Annotated in this window: 19 protein-coding genes; 9 read left to right on the forward strand and 10 right to left on the reverse strand. The window is 54.7% G+C overall.

All coding sequences use genetic code 11. From position 1 onward, the window contains the following. Positions 1–23: 23 nt before the first annotated feature. The 4 genes from A6A26_RS15545 to A6A26_RS15560 form a co-directional block, all read right to left on the reverse strand. Positions 24–1097 carry a Gfo/Idh/MocA family protein gene (locus A6A26_RS15545; RefSeq protein WP_063879567.1) on the reverse strand — a complete coding sequence of 358 codons (1074 nt, stop codon included), beginning with the start codon at positions 1095–1097 and terminating at the stop codon, positions 24–26. Further along, a complete protein-coding gene (locus tag A6A26_RS15550; protein WP_063879568.1) occupies positions 1097–1843 on the reverse strand; it encodes an amino acid ABC transporter ATP-binding protein in 747 nt (248 codons plus the stop codon). Before A6A26_RS15550 ends, A6A26_RS15545 begins: the two co-directional genes overlap by 1 nt. A 1-nt stretch (position 1844) precedes the next feature. Continuing rightward, positions 1845–2651 (reverse strand): amino acid ABC transporter permease, encoded by an 807-nt coding sequence (locus A6A26_RS15555; protein ID WP_063879569.1) that lies wholly within the window; start codon positions 2649–2651, stop codon positions 1845–1847. Positions 2652–2724: 73 nt separating this feature from the next. Further along, a complete protein-coding gene (locus tag A6A26_RS15560) occupies positions 2725–3546 on the reverse strand; it encodes an ABC transporter substrate-binding protein (RefSeq protein WP_063879570.1) in 822 nt (273 codons plus the stop codon). Positions 3547–3741: 195 nt separating this feature from the next. On the opposite strand from A6A26_RS15560, the gene A6A26_RS15565 reads away from it, so the two are divergent. Beyond that, positions 3742–4836, forward strand: a complete 1095-nt coding sequence (locus A6A26_RS15565; protein WP_063879571.1) for a LacI family DNA-binding transcriptional regulator — start codon at positions 3742–3744, stop codon at positions 4834–4836. A gap of 151 nt (positions 4837–4987) precedes the next feature. Here the strand turns inward: A6A26_RS15565 and A6A26_RS15570 are convergent, their stop codons facing one another. Next, positions 4988–5551: a GNAT family N-acetyltransferase gene (locus A6A26_RS15570; RefSeq protein ID WP_063879572.1), complete on the reverse strand. Its 564-nt coding sequence runs from the start codon at positions 5549–5551 to the stop codon at positions 4988–4990. A gap of 67 nt (positions 5552–5618) precedes the next feature. Between A6A26_RS15570 and A6A26_RS15575 the strand changes: the two genes are divergently transcribed. Beyond that, the gene (locus A6A26_RS15575) at positions 5619–6011 is read left to right on the forward strand and encodes a VOC family protein (RefSeq protein WP_063879573.1); all 393 of its coding nucleotides are present in this window, start codon (positions 5619–5621) and stop codon (positions 6009–6011) included. A gap of 561 nt (positions 6012–6572) precedes the next feature. Continuing rightward, the gene (locus tag A6A26_RS15580; protein WP_063881173.1) at positions 6573–7208 is read left to right on the forward strand and encodes a hypothetical protein; all 636 of its coding nucleotides are present in this window, start codon (positions 6573–6575) and stop codon (positions 7206–7208) included. Between the two features lie 29 nt (positions 7209–7237). On the opposite strand, the gene A6A26_RS15585 is transcribed toward A6A26_RS15580, so the two are convergent. Then, positions 7238–8338: an NADH:flavin oxidoreductase/NADH oxidase gene (locus A6A26_RS15585; protein WP_063879574.1), complete on the reverse strand. Its 1101-nt coding sequence runs from the start codon at positions 8336–8338 to the stop codon at positions 7238–7240. Positions 8339–8636: 298 nt separating this feature from the next. After that, positions 8637–8945, reverse strand: a complete 309-nt coding sequence (locus A6A26_RS15590; RefSeq protein ID WP_063879575.1) for a YdgH/BhsA/McbA family protein — start codon at positions 8943–8945, stop codon at positions 8637–8639. A 576-nt stretch (positions 8946–9521) separates the two neighbouring features. On the opposite strand from A6A26_RS15590, the gene A6A26_RS15595 reads away from it, so the two are divergent. The 3 genes from A6A26_RS15595 to A6A26_RS15605 all read left to right on the forward strand — a co-directional run bounded on the left by A6A26_RS15595 (position 9522) and on the right by A6A26_RS15605 (position 12342). Then, complete coding sequence (locus A6A26_RS15595) at positions 9522–11135, forward strand: alkaline phosphatase (RefSeq protein WP_063879576.1); 1614 nt, start codon at positions 9522–9524, stop codon at positions 11133–11135. 223 nt (positions 11136–11358) lie between these two features. Beyond that, entirely contained in the window at positions 11359–11778 is a 420-nt protein-coding gene (locus A6A26_RS15600) for a hypothetical protein (protein WP_063879577.1), read from the forward strand. Between the two features lie 3 nt (positions 11779–11781). Next, positions 11782–12342, forward strand: a complete 561-nt coding sequence (locus A6A26_RS15605; RefSeq protein WP_063881174.1) for an RNA polymerase sigma factor — start codon at positions 11782–11784, stop codon at positions 12340–12342. A gap of 62 nt (positions 12343–12404) precedes the next feature. Here the strand turns inward: A6A26_RS15605 and malG are convergent, their stop codons facing one another. Genes malG through malE form a run of 3 tightly spaced genes read right to left on the reverse strand, consistent with a single transcriptional unit; the run spans position 12405 to position 16086 of the window. Continuing rightward, complete coding sequence (gene malG / locus A6A26_RS15610; protein ID WP_063879578.1) at positions 12405–13295, reverse strand: maltose ABC transporter permease MalG; 891 nt, start codon at positions 13293–13295, stop codon at positions 12405–12407. 9 nt (positions 13296–13304) lie between these two features. Next, on the reverse strand, positions 13305–14843 hold the full coding sequence (malF, locus tag A6A26_RS15615) for a maltose ABC transporter permease MalF (RefSeq protein ID WP_063879579.1): 1539 nt from the start codon (positions 14841–14843) through the stop codon (positions 13305–13307). Between the two features lie 58 nt (positions 14844–14901). Further along, positions 14902–16086 carry a maltose/maltodextrin ABC transporter substrate-binding protein MalE gene (malE, locus tag A6A26_RS15620; protein WP_063879580.1) on the reverse strand — a complete coding sequence of 395 codons (1185 nt, stop codon included), beginning with the start codon at positions 16084–16086 and terminating at the stop codon, positions 14902–14904. Between the two features lie 367 nt (positions 16087–16453). On the opposite strand from malE, the gene malK reads away from it, so the two are divergent. The 3 genes from malK (at position 16454) to malM (ending at position 19928) form a co-directional block, all read left to right on the forward strand. Further along, positions 16454–17563, forward strand: coding sequence for a maltose/maltodextrin ABC transporter ATP-binding protein MalK (gene malK / locus A6A26_RS15625; RefSeq protein WP_063879581.1), 1110 nt, complete (start codon positions 16454–16456; stop codon positions 17561–17563). A 41-nt stretch (positions 17564–17604) separates the two neighbouring features. After that, on the forward strand, positions 17605–18906 hold the full coding sequence (locus tag A6A26_RS15630) for a maltoporin (RefSeq protein ID WP_063879582.1): 1302 nt from the start codon (positions 17605–17607) through the stop codon (positions 18904–18906). 101 nt (positions 18907–19007) lie between these two features. Continuing rightward, a complete protein-coding gene (malM, locus tag A6A26_RS15635) occupies positions 19008–19928 on the forward strand; it encodes a maltose operon protein MalM (RefSeq protein WP_063879583.1) in 921 nt (306 codons plus the stop codon). Positions 19929–19978 lie beyond the last annotated feature (50 nt).

Genomic DNA, 19978 nt, shown 5'->3' on the forward strand with positions numbered 1-19978 from the left:
CCTTTGTTAAAAAGTTACGCCGTTCAGGCAGTGCGCACGCGGTTTTGCTGATGAAGCTGATCGATAAGCTTCAGTACCGCAAGCGCCTCATCTGTCTCGACAGGCGGTGGGCCGCCATGCAAAAGCGCACTGGCAAGCAATTGATAAAATGCGGGATAGTTACCGCGCTGCAGGATAACGACATCGCTTTCCTCCGCGGTCCCCATCCGGGGATAACCTTCGGGCGGCGTAACGCCGTACTGGTTGTCCGTGGGCGACATGCCTGCAGCCAGCTGTGGCTCCTGGTTATCCAGTCCCCAGTGGGTAAAGGCGCGCTTGCTGCCCAGCAGATGGAAGCGCGGTGCGTTCAGGGCAGCCTGACCGTTCATCCACAGCCGCGAACGCACGCCGTTTTTATGCAGTAAGGAGACAAAACAATCCTCATCGGTGTCCGACTGTTGGCCCGAATAGCGGGCTAACTCGGCGCTGGCTTCCTCTACCGGACCGAATAGCTGTATGGCCTGATCAATCAGATGACTGCCGAGATCCAGCAGCAGGCCGCCGCCTTGTGCAAGGGACACCGTGTCACGCCAGTTGCCAAACCCCTCAGGTCGCCACCACTCAAAGCGGGATTCAAAACTTCTTACTGTGCCAAACGCCTCTTCCTGCACCAGGCGCTTAAGCGTCAGAAAATCCCCATCCCAACGGCGATTGTGAAAGACCGTCAGCAAGGTATTGGCTTGACGGGCAGCGCTAATCATCGCTTCTGCCGCCTCGACGTCAGGGGCGAAGGGTTTGTCCACCACCAGATGAATGCCGCGCATACTGGCCTGCAAAGCCTGTTCACGATGTTGTGCGGGTGGTGTGGCCAGCACGATGAGATCCAGGGCGATTTCACCGCTGTCGATAAGCTGCATCAGCGAAGGCCAGTCCGGCACAATCCGTGCCTGCGGGTAACCTTGCTGGGCGGATGCCACGCGCTGTTCATCGCGACTGACAATCACGTCAAGCCGGTAATCGGCATTGTGCGCTAGCAGCGGGGCATGAAAGACGTTTCCGGCAATACCAAAACCCACCAGCGCCGTGCGGACAGGGCCTGAAACGGTAGAATGTGACATCAGAGCACCTCCGATAAAAATCGCTGTAAACGGGCAGACTGGGGACGTTCAAACAGTTGCTCGGGCGTGCCGGCTTCGACGATCTCGCCTTCGTCCATAAATACCACCTGGTCGGCAACGCGTCGGGCGAATCCCATCTCATGTGTCACCACCACCATTGTCATGCCACGCTGGCACAGCTCGGCCATCAGCGTCAGCACGCCTTTCACCAGTTCGGGGTCGAGTGCGGAGGTGGCTTCGTCAAACAGCATCACTTCCGGTTCCATCGCCAGCGCCCGGGCGATGGCAACGCGTTGCTGCTGCCCCCCGGAAAGATCGCGCGGTCGATGATCGGTGCGTTGTGCTAATCCCACTTCGGCCAGACGTTGCCTGGCAATGCTCAGCGCCTTCGCTTTCGGCTGGCCTTTGACTTTCCACGGTGCCAGCGCCACGTTTTCCAGCGCGCTGTGGTCGGGGAACAAATTGAAGTGTTGAAACACCATGCCGATGCGCAGTCGCAGCGCATCGGGTTTGTCTTTTAATACCGAGCGGCCGGCGAGTAAAACATCGCCGCTTTTGGGTTCATGCAGGCGGTTGATGCCCCGCAGTAACGTCGATTTTCCTGACCCGGAAGGGCCGATAATGCAGGTTGTGGTGCCGGGGGCGATGGCTAACGACACATTGCGCAGCACTTCAATCGGGCCGTATGCCAGGGTCAGATTGCGCAGCTCAAGACTTGCGCCATGAAAGGCAGAAGAGGTTGCCATGTTAATGTCCTTGTCCGCTGGTCAGAGAGGCAGTGGGCGCGACCGCCCGTTTTACCTCCACTTCATCGATTTCTTTTAAACCGCTTTGAGGGGCCGCAGCACGACGGCGTCCGGTGCGGTAACGGATGTCGATGTGGTTCACGGCGTGCGTGAGTGGCACGGTAATCACCAGATAAAACAGGCCGGCCAGCATCAGGGGAGACAGGTTGCCGCTCAGTACCGCAGCATCCTGGCCTACCCGGAACAGCTCGCGCTGATAAGTCATCAGCCCCAGCAGATACACCAGTGAAGAGTCTTTGATGATGGCGATAAACTGGTTCACGATGGCGGGTAATACACGCCGGATGCCCTGTGGGATGATCACCAGCCGCATGGCCCGGCTATAACTCATGCCCAGCGCCCGACAGGCTTCCATCTGCCCCTGTTCGATGCTCTGAATACCCGCACGAAAGATTTCACCCATATAGGCACTTGCAATCAGGCTTAGGGCAAAGATGCCGAGGGGATAAGGCGTGGGGCCAAATAACTGGTAACTGAAACGCGCCAGCCCCTGACCAATAAGCAAAATGGTGAGGATGGAAGGCAGGCCGCGAAACAAGTCGGTATACAGCCGGGCAGGCAGGCGCAGCCAGCGCGAAGGTGAGATCCCCATCAGCGCCAGGATCAGGCCGAAAAAGGTGCCAAGTAGCGTGGCCGACACCGAGATAATCATGGTGTTAACCAGCCCCGTTGCCAGCAACTGGGGCAGGACGTCCATCATCGCAGGGATATCGAAGAAGGTACGCGAAAGAATAGTAATGAGATCCATAGCCGATTCTCTTTTGCGGGTGACAGACAGGGTCCATCACCAGGTACATTCACACGCACAACGTGCGCGGCGATTAAGGGTGCTGGGGCAGGTACTGTGCAGGCATCGGCGAGCCTGGGAACCACTTCTCATAGAGCTTTTCCCAGGTGCCATCCTGCATCGCATCTTTAATGGCTTTATCCAGCGCCGCTTTGAACGCTGGCTTGTTTTTGGCTATCGCCACCCCGGCAGGCGCATCAAAAGAAGGGATATTTGCGGCCATGACCAGATTGAAGCGCGCGGCATAATCTTTGGCGGCTTCATAATCAAGGAAGGTGGCATCAAGCGTGCCGTTATTCAGCGCGGAAACCGCCGCGTTGTTGTCAGGAAACCGAACCAGGTCGGTCTGTTTAAAGTGCTGCAACGCATAGGTTTCCTGCAGCGTTCCCTGAATCACGCCCAGTCGCTTATGGGCCAGCGTCTCGACATTTTTCACGCCAGAATCACTGCGCGTTAACACCGTCAAATAACCCGCCAGATAACCTGTCGAGAAATCCACGGTTTTTTCACGGGCGGGGGTAATGCCGATTGCGGCTACGCCCGCGTCATATTGCCCGTTGGCGACGGCGGGCAGGATGGCAGAGAAATCTTGCCCAACGAAATCCACCTTATCGATCCCGATGCGATGGGCTACATTTCTGAAAAATTCGACGTCAAAACCGGTGAAATTGCCGTTTTTGTCTGTAAAGGTATAAGGCTTTGAATCACCCAGACTGGCGACACGCAGGTGCCCCGGTTCGATTAAGCCATACGGATTGTTATCACTTGCCGCGTGGGCACTGAAGCTGGCTGAGAGCATTACAGCAATGCCAAACAGGGCTGCGGATAAAGAGGGTAAACGTTTATGCGATGTCATAAAGCTCTTCCGATTTTGCAGGTGAAACGTCAGAGTCCACTTAGCCGGCGATATTATATTGAGACCGGTCTCAGTGAGGCGTAAAATGAAACCGGTGCTTGTTGTGAGACCGGTCTCAAGTGGATATAATGATATTAAGCACACGCTTTAAGCAGCGTCAATCCAGATGTTATCAACTTGTGATTCGAAATAATTATGACAACAAAAAAACCTCAATTACGGGGGCCGACGGTCGCGGATGTTGCACGCCAGGCAGGCGTTTCCAAAGCGCAGGCAGCAAGAGCGTTAGGCGGATATGGATCGGTCAGTGAAGATGTACAAACCCGTGTGGCTCAGGCGGCGGAAACGCTGGGCTATCGGCCCAATGAACTGGCACGCAGCATGAACACCGGGCGTTCAAATACCCTTGGCGTCATTGTGGGCGATATCGAAAACCCCCATTTTGGGCTGGCATTACGCGGCATGGCCGATGTTGCCCGCCAGGCGGGTTTTCATTTGCTCCTGAGTAACAGTGATGAAACCGTGGAAGAGGAACGGGAAGCCGTACGTGTGATGCTGGATAAACGCGTCGATGGCATCATCGTGGCGCCCTGTAGCTCCCTGGCACGGGATAATGAACATCTGAAACAGGTGCTGGTGGAAGGGCGGGCACTGATGACGTTTGACCGCTCTGTCGAAGGGCTGGAGGTGGAAACGATTCAGGCAAACTTTCTGAACGTGGCAAAGCATGCCACGGAATTATTACTGAACGCCGGCCACCAACGTATCGCTTATCTTTCCAGTATGCGCATCGCCACACCTTATTCCCACTCTGTGGCGCTGGGGCCCACGCCTGTCGCGCAACGTGTTAAAGGCATGATTGATGCGCACCATGAAGCGGGAAAGGTTCTCGATCCGGCCCTGGTCCGTCTGAATGCTATTAATAATGACTGCATTGAGCAGATATTAACTGAACTACTCGCACTCTCCGATCCGCCCAGCGCATTGATCGCCTCGGATAATCTCATTGCCATGGGGATACTGCGCGGACTGGCAAAACGCGGGCTACGCGTCCCCGAGGATATCTCGTTCGTGATGTATGATGATTTTCCCTGGACCGAACTGATGACGCCGGCGATTACCGTCGTGGCGCAGCCAGTGTATGAGATGGGCAGAGAGGCTGCGCGCAGGCTGATCTGCCATATCCGACAGCAACCGGCTGGCGCGTTACCTGAGTTTGAAAGCTGGATGGTGGTGCGGGGATCGATTGGCGAAAAGCGGCCGAAAGCGTGCAGAGAATCTGGCGGCTAGCTTGCGTTGTTGGCAGCAACCACGGCAACCGCATTGATCCCCAGAGACCGCTGTTCGGGTTGTTATCAACCAGCTTATCAGCCGTCGTGATGTCGGCACCTTCACTGCACGAGCCTTAAGAATCTGCGTCTCAGCAGTTGAACAACTGCTATTACTGTCTGGCGCTGGGGGGGTTGCCCGCCGCCCTCAGTGCTTGCCACGCTTTCTGATTAATCGAATAAAACAGGCTGGGTGGTGCATTGTCGACATCATAGATCTCGTCGATAAACCGCAAACCGGTTTTTTCCAGCACGCGTATTGAGGCCTGATGAGGGCGTCTTACCGAGGCTGAAATCGTCTCCAGCCCCAGTTCGCCAAAACCATAGTCAACGGCGAAGCGTGACAACTCGGTAGCGAACCCTTTGCCCCAGGCGTGGGTGGCGAAGCGGTAGCCAAGGTTGTTGACGGTCCTTTCGCCATAGGTGCGCACGCTTAATCCACCAAAGCCGATGATGATCTCTGGCGCTTCCTGGGTCGCTATCGCCCAGCTGTCATAGCCGTAACGCTGAAACGACGCCAGTCTGTCGGCCAGCACCTTTTGCGCGTGGGCCAGGTCTGGATAAGGGCCTGCGGGGTTAAACGTATTGGTCGCGGGGTCGCCGTAAATGCTGAACAGATCCTTGTCATCGGAAGGGCGCATAGCTCTGAGCAACAAACGCTCGGTCTGAAGATGCACTATAAACCTCACTGTAAAGCTATCTGAATGACGTATTAATAGCCTGTTTACTCAACAAGGAGAAGTGATGAATATTCAGCAAATGCGTATTGCGCGGCCCGTGAGCGATGTAGCCGCAAGCAGCAGCCTGTATTGTGCCGGTCTGGGACTCACGCGCATGGGAGAATTCACGGATCATGAGGGTTTTAGCGGGGTGATGTTGGGCGATAAAACCCTGTCCTGGCATCTGGAATTTACCCAATGTCATCACCATCCGGTACAACCGGCTTCGACAGCCGAGGATCTTCTGGTGCTTTATCTGCCGGATGAAACCCACTGGCAACAGCGCTGCTCAGACCTGACGCGCGCAGGCTTTGTGAGGGTCACCGCGTTTAATCCTTATTGGGAGAAAAACGGCGCAACCTTTCAGGACAACGATGGTTATCGGCTCGTGCTTCAGCACGGCGCGTGGCAACCTTAACGCCTGCCTTTTCAGTTTCGCGCGTTACAGGCGCTTTGTTTCAGTTAAGGCGAAGCAAAGCGCAACGCACTATCGCCGATGGACGCTAATTTTATGGCAATCAATCAAACGTTAATGCATGGCATATTTTCATTTACGTTGTCGATAAAGCGAATTCTTGTCTGTAACCAACAGGGTTTTACGACTGACATCGGATTTTTTTAAAACTCAGCGCAACGGTTAAGACACGGAATTTTTCACAGGCGCTACAGCAACTGCCATTCTGATGCCCGATCTTGTTAACGCAATTTCCCCGCGATTCTTTTGCTTTTACCTCTACCGCACGCATTCTTTTTCATGGTGGCTGAGGTCAGCGTGATTCGTCGTTAAACGCCGTACTGCGCCGCACACTTTCCGCATGAGCGACTAAACAGCGATAGCGGACGTGATGGTTAGCGGATTCGTCAGGCAATGCCCACGTCTGCCAAAGTGGACATCTCTGCGTGCGAAAGCCTGGTATTGGTGCCCGGATAAACGCATGGCATGATAGGGAACGTTTTCTAGCCAAAGAGCCAACACGTGATCAATATTGCCTGCTTACATACCGCCGCCAGCAATATCGCCATCTTTGACGATGCTGCCCGGCAGCTTAATCTGACGCATCTGCAGCTCAGCCATCTGGTCATGCCGCACCTGCTGGCGGAAGCCGAAGCCAGCGGTGGCCTGACGGCAGGGCTTTACGATCGGCTGGTGATGCTGCTACAGGATCTGCAACCGCATTTTGATGTCATTCTGATCACCTGTTCAACGCTTGGGCCGGTTTCTGCCGCGTTTTTTCCGCTCAAAAAACCCTGCGCTGTCTGGCGTACCGACGGCATGTTGGCAAAAGCCGTGCACAGCAATGAGAAAAAAACGGTGGTGCTTTGTGCCGCTGAATCCACGCTCGGCGCAACACGGGCACTGTTCTGCACTAACGGACGGACGCCTGAAGTACGGCTTATCCCGGATGCCTGGCAGCGATTTAAAGCGGGTGATGAGGCGGGATATCTTCACTGTGTGCGTACGGCGGTAGAAGATGCCTGGCTGCAGGGCGCAGAGCAGGTGGTGCTGGCTCAAAGTTCGATGGCACCGGTTGCGCAGTTTTTTACACCGCAACGTCAGCCGCTGTCAGGGCCTCATCTGGCGCTGCTGCAGTGTCATCATCAACTCAACCGTTGAGGCCGCAACCAGGTTGCGGCCCGTACAGGTTATTCGTCTGGTTTCAGCGTGCCTTTTGCCCCGTGGGGTTCTGAGCGCAGATACTGTGGCGGTGCTTTGACGTTGGCGCTAAATTCAGCCGCGGCGTGCCATGGCCAGCGCGGGTTATAAAGCATTCCACGGGCCAGTGCGACCAGGTCGGCTTCGTCCTGTTGTAAAATCGCCTCGGCCTGCTGCGGCTCGGTAATCAATCCCACCGCAATCACCGGAATACCAATTTGCTGGCGGATATCGCGCGCAAAGGGAACCTGATAGTTTGGTCCGACCTTGATCTGCTGCTGTTCAGACAGCCCACCGCTGGAGACGTGAATATAGGCGCAGTTCAGGGATTCAAGCTGCTTTGATAAGGCGATGGACTGGCTGACATCCCATCCACCCTCTACCCAGTCGCTGGCTGAAATCCGTACGCCAACCGGAATCTCTGCCGGAACGGCTTCGCGCACCGCGTTAAACACCTCTAAAGGAAAACGCATCCGGTTTTCCAGCGAGCCGCCGTATTCATCGCTCCGCACGTTAGATAACGGGGAAAGGAACTGATGCAGCAGATAGCCATGGGCGGCGTGAACTTCAATTAATTCAATCCCCAGACAAACGGCGCGTTTTGCCGTCGCGACAAAGGCATTTTTAACGCGCTCAAGATCGCTGACCTGCATTTCCAGCGGAAGATGCTCGCCATCACTGAACGACAGGGCAGAGGGGGCAAGGGTTTTCCAGCCGCCATCCTGAGGCGCAATCTGCTTGCCACCTTCCCAGGGAACGGTACAGGAGGCTTTACGCCCGGCATGGCCTAACTGAATCCCGATAGGCATGTCGGAATAGTGGCGAATATCGTGCAGGACGTCAGCCAGCGCGGTTTCGGTTTCATCGTTCCACAAGCCTAAGTCGCCGTAAGTGATTCGGCCAATATCTTCAACGGCGGTGGCTTCAATAATCAACAAGCCTGCGCCCGAAAGGGCAAGATGGCCAAGGTGGATACGATGCCAGGCGGTCGCACGACCTTCCTCGGCCGAATACTGACACATGGGCGCAATAACGATCCTGTTATCCAGGGTTAACTCACCCAGAGAGAAGGGGGAAAAGAGTTTGCTCATAAAAACCTCATTGTCTGCGCTCGGTTAACAGTCTGGTGAAAACTATAGTGGCTGATTGGCAAACGCGTGCGTAAAGCAGCGTAACAATTTATTGGTGATGACGGTTACCGCCTTTAGTTACAGCATACATATAAAATCACACCAACAGGTGCAATATGAAGATAAGTCATGGGCTGTATGAAGAGAAATCTGTCAGCGTCAGCAGGAAAAGAGGGCATGAACCCTTGCTGTTAATGCCGATGATAACAGCAGGGTTCAGGGCGTAGAATAACGCGTTGCGAAGATTGATCGGTCACAATCAGGCTCTCTGCAATGCCTTCTCATCAAGCGAATACAGGGTAGCGGTCGCTTCCAGAATATGCTGCTGGTCATTACCCGGCTTATGGGAATCAACGTGGGTAATGTGATAGCCGACCGCACCGGCCTCAGTCGCTTTGCGCAGCAGTGCATCCGTGATTTCTTCCATCGACGTTGCCCAGGTCACGGTCGTCACGCCCATCGGCTTGATGGCATTTTTTTCTTCCTGGGATAAGCCAGTGCGGATAAAAACAGGGCTTACTGTCTGAGGAGAAAAGATAGACAAAATATCCTGAACAAGTGCTTTCATTTTCGTGCTCCTGAGTATCTGAATTTACAGCATCACGCGCCTGTTAAGCGCCATCGATTTATTAATTCGCCATGGGTTCGATTAACGCATGCATGTTAAGGACTGTCGGCAAAAGTTATAAAATACCTTTTCGAGTTAACGAATTTGGCTTTTCTTGCTAATCAGATGCTTATGAAAGCTTCAGCCACACTTGAGCTGAAATATGGCAGGTTTTTCGTGTCTGCTTACAGGTTGTGAAATCCAGATACAAAATATCAACACAAAACAAACAATTGAGCGGGGAGCGCATTAATGCGCGCCGCAAAAGGCGGATTGCAGCAGGCTTACAGAGCTTTACATTGCCAGGAAAATCGCAAAATAGCCGGTTTATGCCTGTAATTGATTGATAAATAACAGATGTGAAAAATACGAAATTTGGCTTAAGGAAACAATCCGTTCATCAACCGAAGGTTTTCATAAAACTGTCATACCGTGCCGCAATACTGCGCAGCCACGAAGTCACAAAAAGACATTTTTTGAAATCATTTGAAACCTGTTTTGCGTTCAGGCGGTTGCTGCAATTATAAGGAGAGTTTTATGTCACGCCAACCTCGTCAATACAATGCCTCTGCAACATTTTCACGACGTCAATTAAGCCTGTGCCTGCTGGTGCTAGGCAGTATGACAGCCAGTGCAGCTGCACCTGCCGTCGAGATGAAAGCGAAAAACGTGATTGTCATGATTAACGACGGTGCAGGGTGGGGAACATGGGATGCAACAGCATACTGGCAGTATGGCGGGCGCGACAAAACTCCTTATGCCGGATTTCCGGCAAAATATGCCATGACAACCTATCCGCTTAATGCTTCGAAAAAGGCGACACACAGCGATGAATCCCTGGTTAATTACGATGCGCAGAAAGCCTGGGATACCACGAAAAGAGATAACAGGGATCTGCCCTTTAAAGGCTATGAATATCTGGCCATTAACCCTACCGACAGCGCTGCTGCTGGCACCGCGCTGGCATCGGGGATAAAAACCTATAACAACGCCATTAACGTCGACAATAACGGCAAGCCGGTCGACTTTATCACCCTCACCGCCAAAGCGCAGGGGAAAGCCACGGGCGTAGTCACCAGCGTGCCGTTCTCGCACGCTACGCCAGCCGCCTTTGGGGCGCAAAACGCGTCACGTAATGACTACCACGCGATCGCCAGACAAATGCTCACCGCCGGTCAGCTCGATCTCATCATGGGAACCGGGCTACCCGGTTTTAATGTGAACGGAACGGATTGCCAGCATCTGGCACACAATGAATCCACGACAGGCTGTGGCGCTGATGCGAACCGCTATCTGGCGAACGCCGAGTGGGATCAGCTGCGTGCCGGTAAGCTGGCACCGGCAGGCGGTCAGCCGTGGAAAATGGTGCGCAGTACAGAAGCGTTCACCCAACTGGCTAATGGCTCTCTGAACTATGACGGCCCGCTGCTGGGATCGCCGAATGTGGCACCCAACGGTACGCTGCAGCAGGGACGTCAGGCTGAGTTTGTCGGTAAAGATGCCGCTAACCCGTCCGGCGATGCATTTATTACCACCGTGCCAACGTTGAATATGATGACCCGAGGCGCGATGCAGCACCTGAGTAAAAATCCGGCTGGCTTCTTCATGATGGTAGAAGGTGGGGCGACCGACTGGTCTGCGCATACCAGCAACGCCTGTAGCGGCAAAGGCGACTGGGGCAATACCTATAACCCCAATTGTGTGGGCGTTGAATACGGTCGTCTGATTGAAGAAAGCGCCGATTTTAATAACGCCGTTGCCTCCGTCATTGAATGGGTCGAGAAAAACAGCAACTGGAATGAGACCTTGCTGATCGTGACAACGGACCACGATAACGGTATGCCGATGGGGCCCGATGCGCAGACTACAGCGTTCCAGCCTGTCATCAATAAAGGTAAAGCCGCGATGCCCGGTATTTCTTTCCGTCCGACCGGTAATCACTCCAACGCACTGGTTCCGCTGTGGGCGAAAGGTGTGGGGGCTGAAGCCTTTGCCCAACGTGTACGTGGAAACGATGCGGGCTATGCCAAACATGTCGGTTTGAATGATGGCAATTACATCGATAACACCGATGTTTTTACCGTCGTGAAGGCCGTGCTGGAAGGAAAGGCGGTTGAAAAAATCACGCCCGGACAGGCCAGTAAATCCTGATGTGACAACGTCACATAAAACAGGGCGTTTTACGCTTTTCAGATCCACGCTTTTCTCCCGGTGCCGGTGGCGATAGCTGACCGGCACCGTTGTTTTTTAACATCGTGATGAACTCAACCATCCCTTTTCTGCCGCTTTTTTTTACAACGTCAGCAATATTATGCCGCCTCATTCGTCTACCTCATCACACAGGATTGTTAATTACTGATGAGGTCACCCTGATATGAGAGATATTGATAACCATCCGTTCCGTCATGCCCGTGGTATGGGCAGAAACCGACTGGCGAAGCCATTGATCGTCGGTGTCGTTTTAATTGTCGCGCTGTGTCTGCTGGTCATGTCACTATGGAACGCCTTACTGCCCGCCATTATTGGGGTCAAAACGATCGGTTTCTGGCAGGCTGCGGGACTGTTGTTACTGTGCCGGATTCTGTTTGGCGGATTGGGGATCAGGCCGGGGATGTTTGGCCATGCCCGACGCCGTATGCATGAGCGCTGGATGCAGATGACACCAGAACAACGAGACGCATTTATGAAGCAACGTCGTGACGGTTTTGGTCATCGGGGACACCATTGCCGGGATAAAGCCCGGAACGAACAGCCGCCGTCTCCCAATGACAGCCATGATGCCCGGACTGAGTAAATGATGAAGGCCAGCGCATCGCAAACCTCATCATGGATAAAAGCGCTTACGCTCTGCAGAACAAAACTCCACTCTTTTATTCGCGCCCGTACCTCAGCACGCGATGAGGCTGAGGATATTTTGCAGGAAATTACCTGTCAGCTGATGGGTGTGGAACAGCCGGTTGAGAATATCTCCGCCTGGCTGTTTCGGGCGGCGCGGAATGAAATGACGGACCGGGCGCGTAAGAAGCGGGAACTGCCGCTTTCCGTCTTCAGGGAAAACGACGAGGAGGAGGCGGTAGAAAACGAACTGGCTGAAACCTTGTTTGGCCTTCCGCAAACGCCAGAAGATGATTACCTCAGAGCACTGCTCTGGGACGCGCTGGAAGAGGCATTATCCGAACTTCCGCCCGCTCAGTTTGAGGTGTTTGATCAGACGGAGCTACAGGGGATCAGCTATAAAGCGCTGTCACAATCAACCGGGATCAGTGTTCAGACCTTGCTGTCGCGCAAGCATAAAGCGGTGCTGTATCTGCGTATGCGTTTGCGTGCGGTCTACGACGATCTGGTAAATAACGACTAAAAAAGGCGGCCACTGGCCGCCAGAGTGCGCCTTATCATCTGGTCTTTATAAGAATGACAAGATCAGCCTTTCACGCCACCGGCGGTCAGGCCGTTCACCAACCAGCGTTGCGCCAGCAGGAACACCAGGGTAATAGGAATCGCAGAGAGAACGGCGGCGGCGGCAAAATCGCCCCACAGATAGTTTTGCGGGTTAAGGTATTGCTGCATTCCCACCGCCAGCGTGTAGCTGTTGACATCGCGCAGCAGTAGCGAGGCCACCGGCACTTCAGTCACCGCAGCGATAAACGCCAGAATAAACACTACCGCTAAAATGGGCACCGACAAGGGCAGCAGCACCAGTCGAAACGTCTGCCACGGCGTCGCACCATCCAGCGCAGCCGCTTCCTCCAGCGAACCGTCAATGGTTTCAAAATAGCCCTTTATCGTCCAGACATGCAGCGCGATGCCGCCAAGATAGGCAAAGATCACGCCGCCATGCGTATTCAGCCCAATAAACGGCAGGTATTGTCCCAGACGATCAAACAGGGCATAGAGCGCAACCAGAGAGAGCACCGCCGGGAACATCTGAAAAATCAGCATGCCTTTTAGCAGGCTTTCGCGACCTTTAAAGCGCATGCGGGCAAACGCATAGGCGCAGGTCGTGGACAGCGCCACAATGCCCATCGCGCTGATGGCTGCAATCTTTACCGAGTTCCACAGCCACAGCAAAACAGGAAAGGGCGGCGGCGTAACCGAGCCGTCGGCATGCTGAACGCTGAAACCCAGCGCCAGCCGCCAGTGTTCCCAGGATATATGTTCAGGAATGATACTGCCGGTGGCGAAATTGCCTGCGCGCAGTGAAATTGCCACCACCATCAGTAACGGAAACAGTATTGCCGCGATAAAGGCCAGCAGCAGCAGATGCGTCATCAACAGACGTAACTTTTGCGATTTGGGTTGCACCATCGCCATAACGACTCCTTAATCAAATTTCATCCGCACGGCTTTCAGATTGATCACCGCCAGTGCGCCAACCAGCAGGAAGATCAGCGTGGCGATAGCCGCCGCCAGACCAAAGTCCTGACCACCACCGCCTTCAAAGGCAATACGCCACGTGTAGTTCACCAGCAGGTCGGTATAACCCGCAGGCGTGGTGGTACCGAGTCTGTCGGGTGCGCCATTTGTCAGTAACTGCACCAGCACAAAGTTATTAAAGTTAAAGGCAAAACTGGCAATCATCAGCGGCGTCAGCGGCTTTAACAGTAGCGGCACCGTAATCAGAAAGAAGTTTTGTAGCGGCCCGGCGCCGTCCATCGCAGAGGCTTCATACAAATCCTCCGGAATCGCCTTAAGCAGCCCCATGCACAGAATCATCATGTAGGGATAGCCCAGCCAGGTGTTCACGATGATCAACATGGCGCGCGCCAGCGTGGGATCGCTGAACCACGCGGGTTTGATACCAAACAGGGCGTTGAGCATCACGTTGATCTCACCAAAGCTCTGATTGAATAATCCCTTGAAGATCAAAATAGAGATAAAGGCGGGCACCGCATAAGGCAGGATCAGCATTACGCGATAAACCGCTTTGCCTTTTAACGCCTCCCACTGCACCAGACAGGCCATAATCATGCCTACCGCCACCGTCAGCACCACGGTCAGCAAAGAGAAAATCATCGTCCAGCCAAAGATCGCCAGGAAGGGTTTTTGAATTCCCTCATCGGTAAACACCCGAATAAAGTTCTTCCAGCCCGCGCCGACGGTAAAGCCGGGACTCAGGCGTTCTTCCCCCCAATGGCCATTTGGCTCCACCGCCTGATAAAAACCGGTATCCAGATTTGCGCGATAGGTCACGCCGCTTTGCTGGTTTTTTAGCGTTTGACTCTCCGTTATCACATACAGCGGGCGCGTCCCGGAAAACTGGCGTAGAGAACTCATGACCAGCTCTCGACCGTCAGGTAATTCAGCCCGAATCTTCGCCAGTGCCTGACGATGTGTCGTGATCACCCGTAAGTTTGCCCGTTCGCCCGCAGGCGCAGGGGCGCTGACCATCTTGAGGTGCGCTACGCGAGCAATGTCAAACGCCGGTGATACCCAGGTTCGGTTATCCGTGCTGTCGGTAAGAACCAACTGCCAGCGGTCGCCTGCCGATATCAGGTTGAAATTCAGGCCCGCGCCGTCCTGATATTGCCTGCTGAGCAGGACCTGCTGCGCACGTTCCTGGGTCAGTTGGTTAGTGCTGCTGTAGTTGGTAAAGGCAATGCCCACCGTGCAGGCCAGGGGAAACAATACAAACAGCATCATTCCGGCGATGCCGGGATAAACGTAACGCCAGGCGTAGGCCCGACGATTGGCATAAATCCAGATGCCCAGTCCGCTCATGACCAACGTCAGCAGGGCAAACAGATATTCCCCCTGCGCGTACATCAGCACCAGCAGGTAACCGACCAGCAGACAGCAAATGCCCACCAGTGCGCCTTTCAACAGAGAACGATGCCGTCCCGCTTGCGGTTTTTCTGACATAACCCGATTTCCTTAACGGCAGGTTGCAGGCCAGCAAAACGGGCCTGCGTTAGACGATTTACTTGTTAAGACGTGACTGTGCATCCTTGAGCGCAGCATCAACCGACTGACGACCGCTCAGGGCGTTCAGCGTGGCGGTGCGCATGGCGTACCAGAACGCGGACATTTGCGGGATATTGGGCATGATATCGCCGTTGCGGGCGTTGTTCATGGTGGCGGCAATACGCGAATCTTTCTCCAGCACTTGCTGATAGGACTTCAGCGCGACCGCGCCCAGCGGCTTGTCTTTATTCACCGCCTCAAGACCTGAATCGGTTAACAGATAGTTTTCCAGAAACTCTTTTGCCAGCTCTTTATTTGGACTGGCCGCATTGATGCCAGCACTCAGCACGCCAACAAAAGGCTTCGTGGGCTTACCCTTTAACGTCGGCAGCGGCGCAACGCCATAGTTGATCCCGCTTTTATCGATATTGCTCCAGGCCCAGGGGCCGTTTATGGTCATCGCCGTCTGGCCTTTATTGAAGGCGGCTTCTGCGATGGAATAATCCGTATCGGCGTTCAGCACCCTGGCTTTAACCTGATCCACCAGGAACTGCATACCCGCTTTTGCCCCTGCATTGTCGACGCCGGTGTTTTTCAGGTCATAGCGCCCGTCGGTCAATTGATAGGCATAAGCGCCCCCTGCGGCCAGCAGCGGCCAGGTAAAGTAGGGCTCCTGCAGATTAAACATGATGGCGCTTTTGCCTTTTGCGCGCAGGGTCTTATCCAGTGCGGCCATCTCTTCCCACGTTTTCGGCGGAGCAGGTAACAGGTCCTTGTTATAAATCAGCGACAGCGACTCAACCGACACCGGGTAGCCGATCAGCTTGCCATTGAAGCGCACCGCGTCCCAGGTAAAGGGGAAGATTTTTTGCTGGAAACTGCTGTCTGGCGAGACTTCCGCTAACAGGCCAGATTGCGCGTAACCGCCAAAGCGATCGTGTGCCCAGAAGATAATATCGGGGCCGTCACCGGTTGCGGCTACCTGCGGGTATTTTTCTTCCATCTTATCCGGGTGCTCCACCGTGACGTGAATACCGGTTTCCTGTTCAAACTTTTTTCCAACCTCGGCCAGGCCGTTATAGCCTTTATCGCCGTTGATCCAGATGACCAGTTTACCTTCTTCAATCTTCGCCACTGCGGAGGCCGAGAACAGCACTGCCGAGAGGGCTGACAGCGCCAAAATTTTAGTGCCGGTTTTCATCTTTAACACTCCATCCTGTTAGCGGAAACGAACATGTTGCTTGCAGCACATTCTGCGTGTTCTGACCGGCTTCTCATCCTCCTGACGTCTACGCCTGCCCGTGCTGAGTTGTGATCGCCGTTGCAAAGTGACCGGGTTATCACGGTATGGCTCACAGAAAAGTGGGGGCCAGACTGCGTTGCCGATCACAAAAATCAGTGCGGCACAGGGCGGCTCGCGTGCGCTGGGGCGTTCTCCTCCTCCCGTCTCCTCCCCCAGCTAAAGCACGGCGGTGGAGGATGTGGCGGCTAAGCGCGCGACGCATAGTGGGCACCAGAATCTGTCCGCTGCCGTGCAGGCTGCATTAGCGAGTAAAGAGGAAAGCACTATGGCGAGCGTCGTGTTACGCAATGTCACCAAAGCCTGGGGCGACACGGTCGTGTCGAATAACATCAGCCTGGAAATTGGCGAAGGGGAGTTTGTGGTGTTTGTCGGGCCGTCGGGATGCGGCAAATCCACGCTGTTGCGCATGATCGCCGGTCTGGAAACCATCACCCGTGGTGATCTGTTCATCGGCGATAAACGGATGAATGAGGTGCCGCCTGCGGAACGGGGCATTGGTATGGTATTTCAGTCTTACGCCCTTTATCCCCATCTTACTGTGGCAGAAAACATGTCGTTTGGCCTGAAGCTGGCGGGGGTCAAAAAAGCCGAGCGAGCGCAACGCGTGACGCAGGTCGCTGAGGTGCTGCAACTGGCACACCTGCTTGACCGCCGTCCAAAGGCGCTCTCTGGCGGGCAGCGTCAGCGCGTTGCCATAGGCCGCACGTTGGTTGCAGAACCGCGCGTGTTTTTGCTGGACGAACCGCTTTCTAATCTGGATGCCGCGTTGCGGGTGCAGATGCGCATTGAGATCTCCCGTCTGCATAAGCGCCTCAAGCGCACGATGATTTATGTCACCCATGACCAGATCGAAGCGATGACGCTGGCCGATAAAATCGTCGTACTGGACGCCGGTCATGTGGCACAAGTGGGCCGACCGCTGGAGCTTTATCACTATCCGGCAAACCGTTTTGTGGCGGGATTTATCGGATCGCCAAAAATGAATTTCCTCCCCGTGAAGGTCACTGCCACCGCGATTGATCAGGTGCAGGTGCGCCTGCCCAATAGCCAGTTGGTCTGGCTGCCAGTAGACAGCGCCGATGTGCAGGTCGGCAGCAATATGTCATTAGGAATTCGGCCAGAACATTTGCTGTCCAGTGATATCGCGGACGTCACCCTTGAGGGTGAAGTGCAGGTGGTAGAGCAACTGGGACACGAAACTCAAATCCACATCCAAATCCCCGCCATCCGTCAAAACCTGGTGTACCGCCAGGAGGACGTGGTGTTGGTAAAAGAGGGCGCCACGATGGGCATTGGCTTGCCACCCGAGCGTTGTCATCTGTTCCGCGAGGACGGACGCGCGTGTCGCAGGCTGCATCAGGAGCCCGGTATTTAGTCCGGAAAAACAATAAAAGCAATGACCTCAGGAGATCGAAAATGTTAACTCTGCGCAAACTTTCCCTTGCCGTGGCGCTGGCGACAGGCACGCTGTCTTCGCCACTTATGGCGGTGGATTTTACCGGTTATGCTCGTTCCGGCATCGGCTGGACGGGCAGCGGCGGCGAGCAGCAATGCTTCCAGGCTACTGGCGCTCAAAGTAAATACCGTCTGGGTAACGAGTGCGAAACCTACGCTGAGCTGAAGCTGGGCCAGGAAGTGTGGAAAGAGGGCGACAAGAGCTTCTATTTCGATACCAACGTGGCGTACTCCGTTTCACAGCAAAATGACTGGGAATCCACCTCACCCGCTTTCCGTGAGGCGAACGTCAAAGGTAAAAACCTGATTGATGCGCTGCCAGGCTCCACCATCTGGGCCGGTAAACGTTTCTACCAGCGTCATGACGTTCATATGATCGATTTCTACTACTGGGATATCTCCGGCCCGGGTGCCGGTCTGGAAGATGTCGATCTGGGCTTCGGTAAACTCTCGTTCGCTGCCACGCGCTCATCGGAAGCGGGCGGATCTTACACCTTTTCAAACGATCGGATTCGTGACTACGCCACCAGCACCGCAGATGATGTGTTTGACGTCCGTCTCGCCGGGTTGGAAACCAACCCGAACGGCGTGCTGGAGCTGGGCGTGGATTATGGCCGTGCCAACGCGCGTGACGGCTACCGCTTAGAGGATGGCGCATCCAGAGATGGCTGGTTGTTCACCGCTGAACATACGCAGAGCATGCTCAAAGGCTACAACAAATTTGTGCTGCAGTATGCGACCGACGCATTGACGTCGCAGGGCAAGGGACTGGCACAGGGCAGCAATATTAATAACAACGGCAAGATGTATCGGGTGCTGGATCACGGTGCCATCACCCTGGCCGAGCGCTGGGACCTGATGTATGTCGCGATGTACCAAAACACCGATCTGGATAACAACCGCGGTAACGAGTGGTACACCGTTGGCGTGCGGCCCATGTACAAATGGACGCCGATTATGAGCACCTTATTGGAAGTCGGTTATGACAACGTGAAATCCCAACAGGTTAACGAACGCAACGGCCAGTACAAAATCACCCTGGCACAGCAGTGGCAGGCGGGCGACAGCATCTGGTCACGTCCGGCGCTGCGGGTATTTGCCACCTATGCCAAATGGGATGAGAAGTGGGGTTATAACAAGGACGCGTCCGGCGATATCACCACGTTAGCGTCCAAAGACACTACAGGAAATGGCCTGTTCACCAACAGCCGCGGCAATAATGATGAGTGGACCTTTGGCGCGCAAATGGAAATCTGGTGGTGATCCCTTCGCTGAGTCATTCACGCTAACCGTTTCGCTATGACTTTCAGGCCGCGGCGGCTATTGCCTGGCATGGCGCGGCCTGCCATTCTTTGAGGTTAAAAATGAAAACGTATAAAACATTCACCGCACTTTGCCTGAGCGCGCTGCTGCTGGCAGGGCACAGCGTGACGGCAAGCGCCGAGATCAATCTGATGCCGCAGGATGTCTCTGCCGCGCCCGCTATTCCGGCGTCCAGTCTGCAGCACATTCACTGGCAGCCATTGGATATGTCTCGCCCGCAGGTGACAACCTTACCGCCGGGTAACAGCCAGCTGAACCTTGCCGGTATCACTGGCCCGGTCGCCGCTTACAGCCTGCCCGCCAATGTGGGTGAGCTAACAATCACCTTAAGCAGTGAGGTACAGCAGAACCAGGTCTTTGCGCCCAATGTGCTTATCCTGGATGAAAATCTGCGTCCGGCTGCCTGGTTTCCGAGCCGTTGGTTTTCTTATCAGCAACCGGGAGTGATGGCTGCCGACCGGCTTGAAGGGATGATGAAGCTGACGCCAGTGCCCGGACAGCAAAAAATCTATCTGTTGGTGTTCACCACGGAGAAGGATCTTGCCCAAACCACGACGCTGCTCGATCCGGCAAAAGCCTATGCAAAAGGCACAGGCCATGCGGTACCGGATATCCCCGATCCCATTGCCCGTCATACAACATCTGGCACGTTAAAAATCAAGCTGAGTACCCGCCAGGATTCATCGATACTGGTTGGGCCGCTGTTTGGATCGTCTGGCCCCGCGCCGGTGACGGTAGGCAACAGTCAGGCGACAGTAAGCAGTCGCGCACCCGTTGCGGCACCTGCCGTGAAGGCGCAGCCGATTGTGCAAGACACCGAAAGCTATTTTAACGACAACATTCGCCAGGCGGTGGCGCAGGGCAATATTGATAAAGCGCTTAAACTGCTGGATGAGGCCGAACGGCTCGGCTCGACGTCCGCGCGGCAAACATTTATCAGCAGTGTTAAAGGCAAGGGGTAAAAACCCCGACAGTGCTGATTTGTTGCACCTGGTGCGCTAAGGCGCACCTT

It is taken from the genome of Pantoea sp. OXWO6B1, from assembly GCF_001641135.1.
Classification (GTDB): domain Bacteria; phylum Pseudomonadota; class Gammaproteobacteria; order Enterobacterales; family Enterobacteriaceae; genus Pantoea; species Pantoea allii.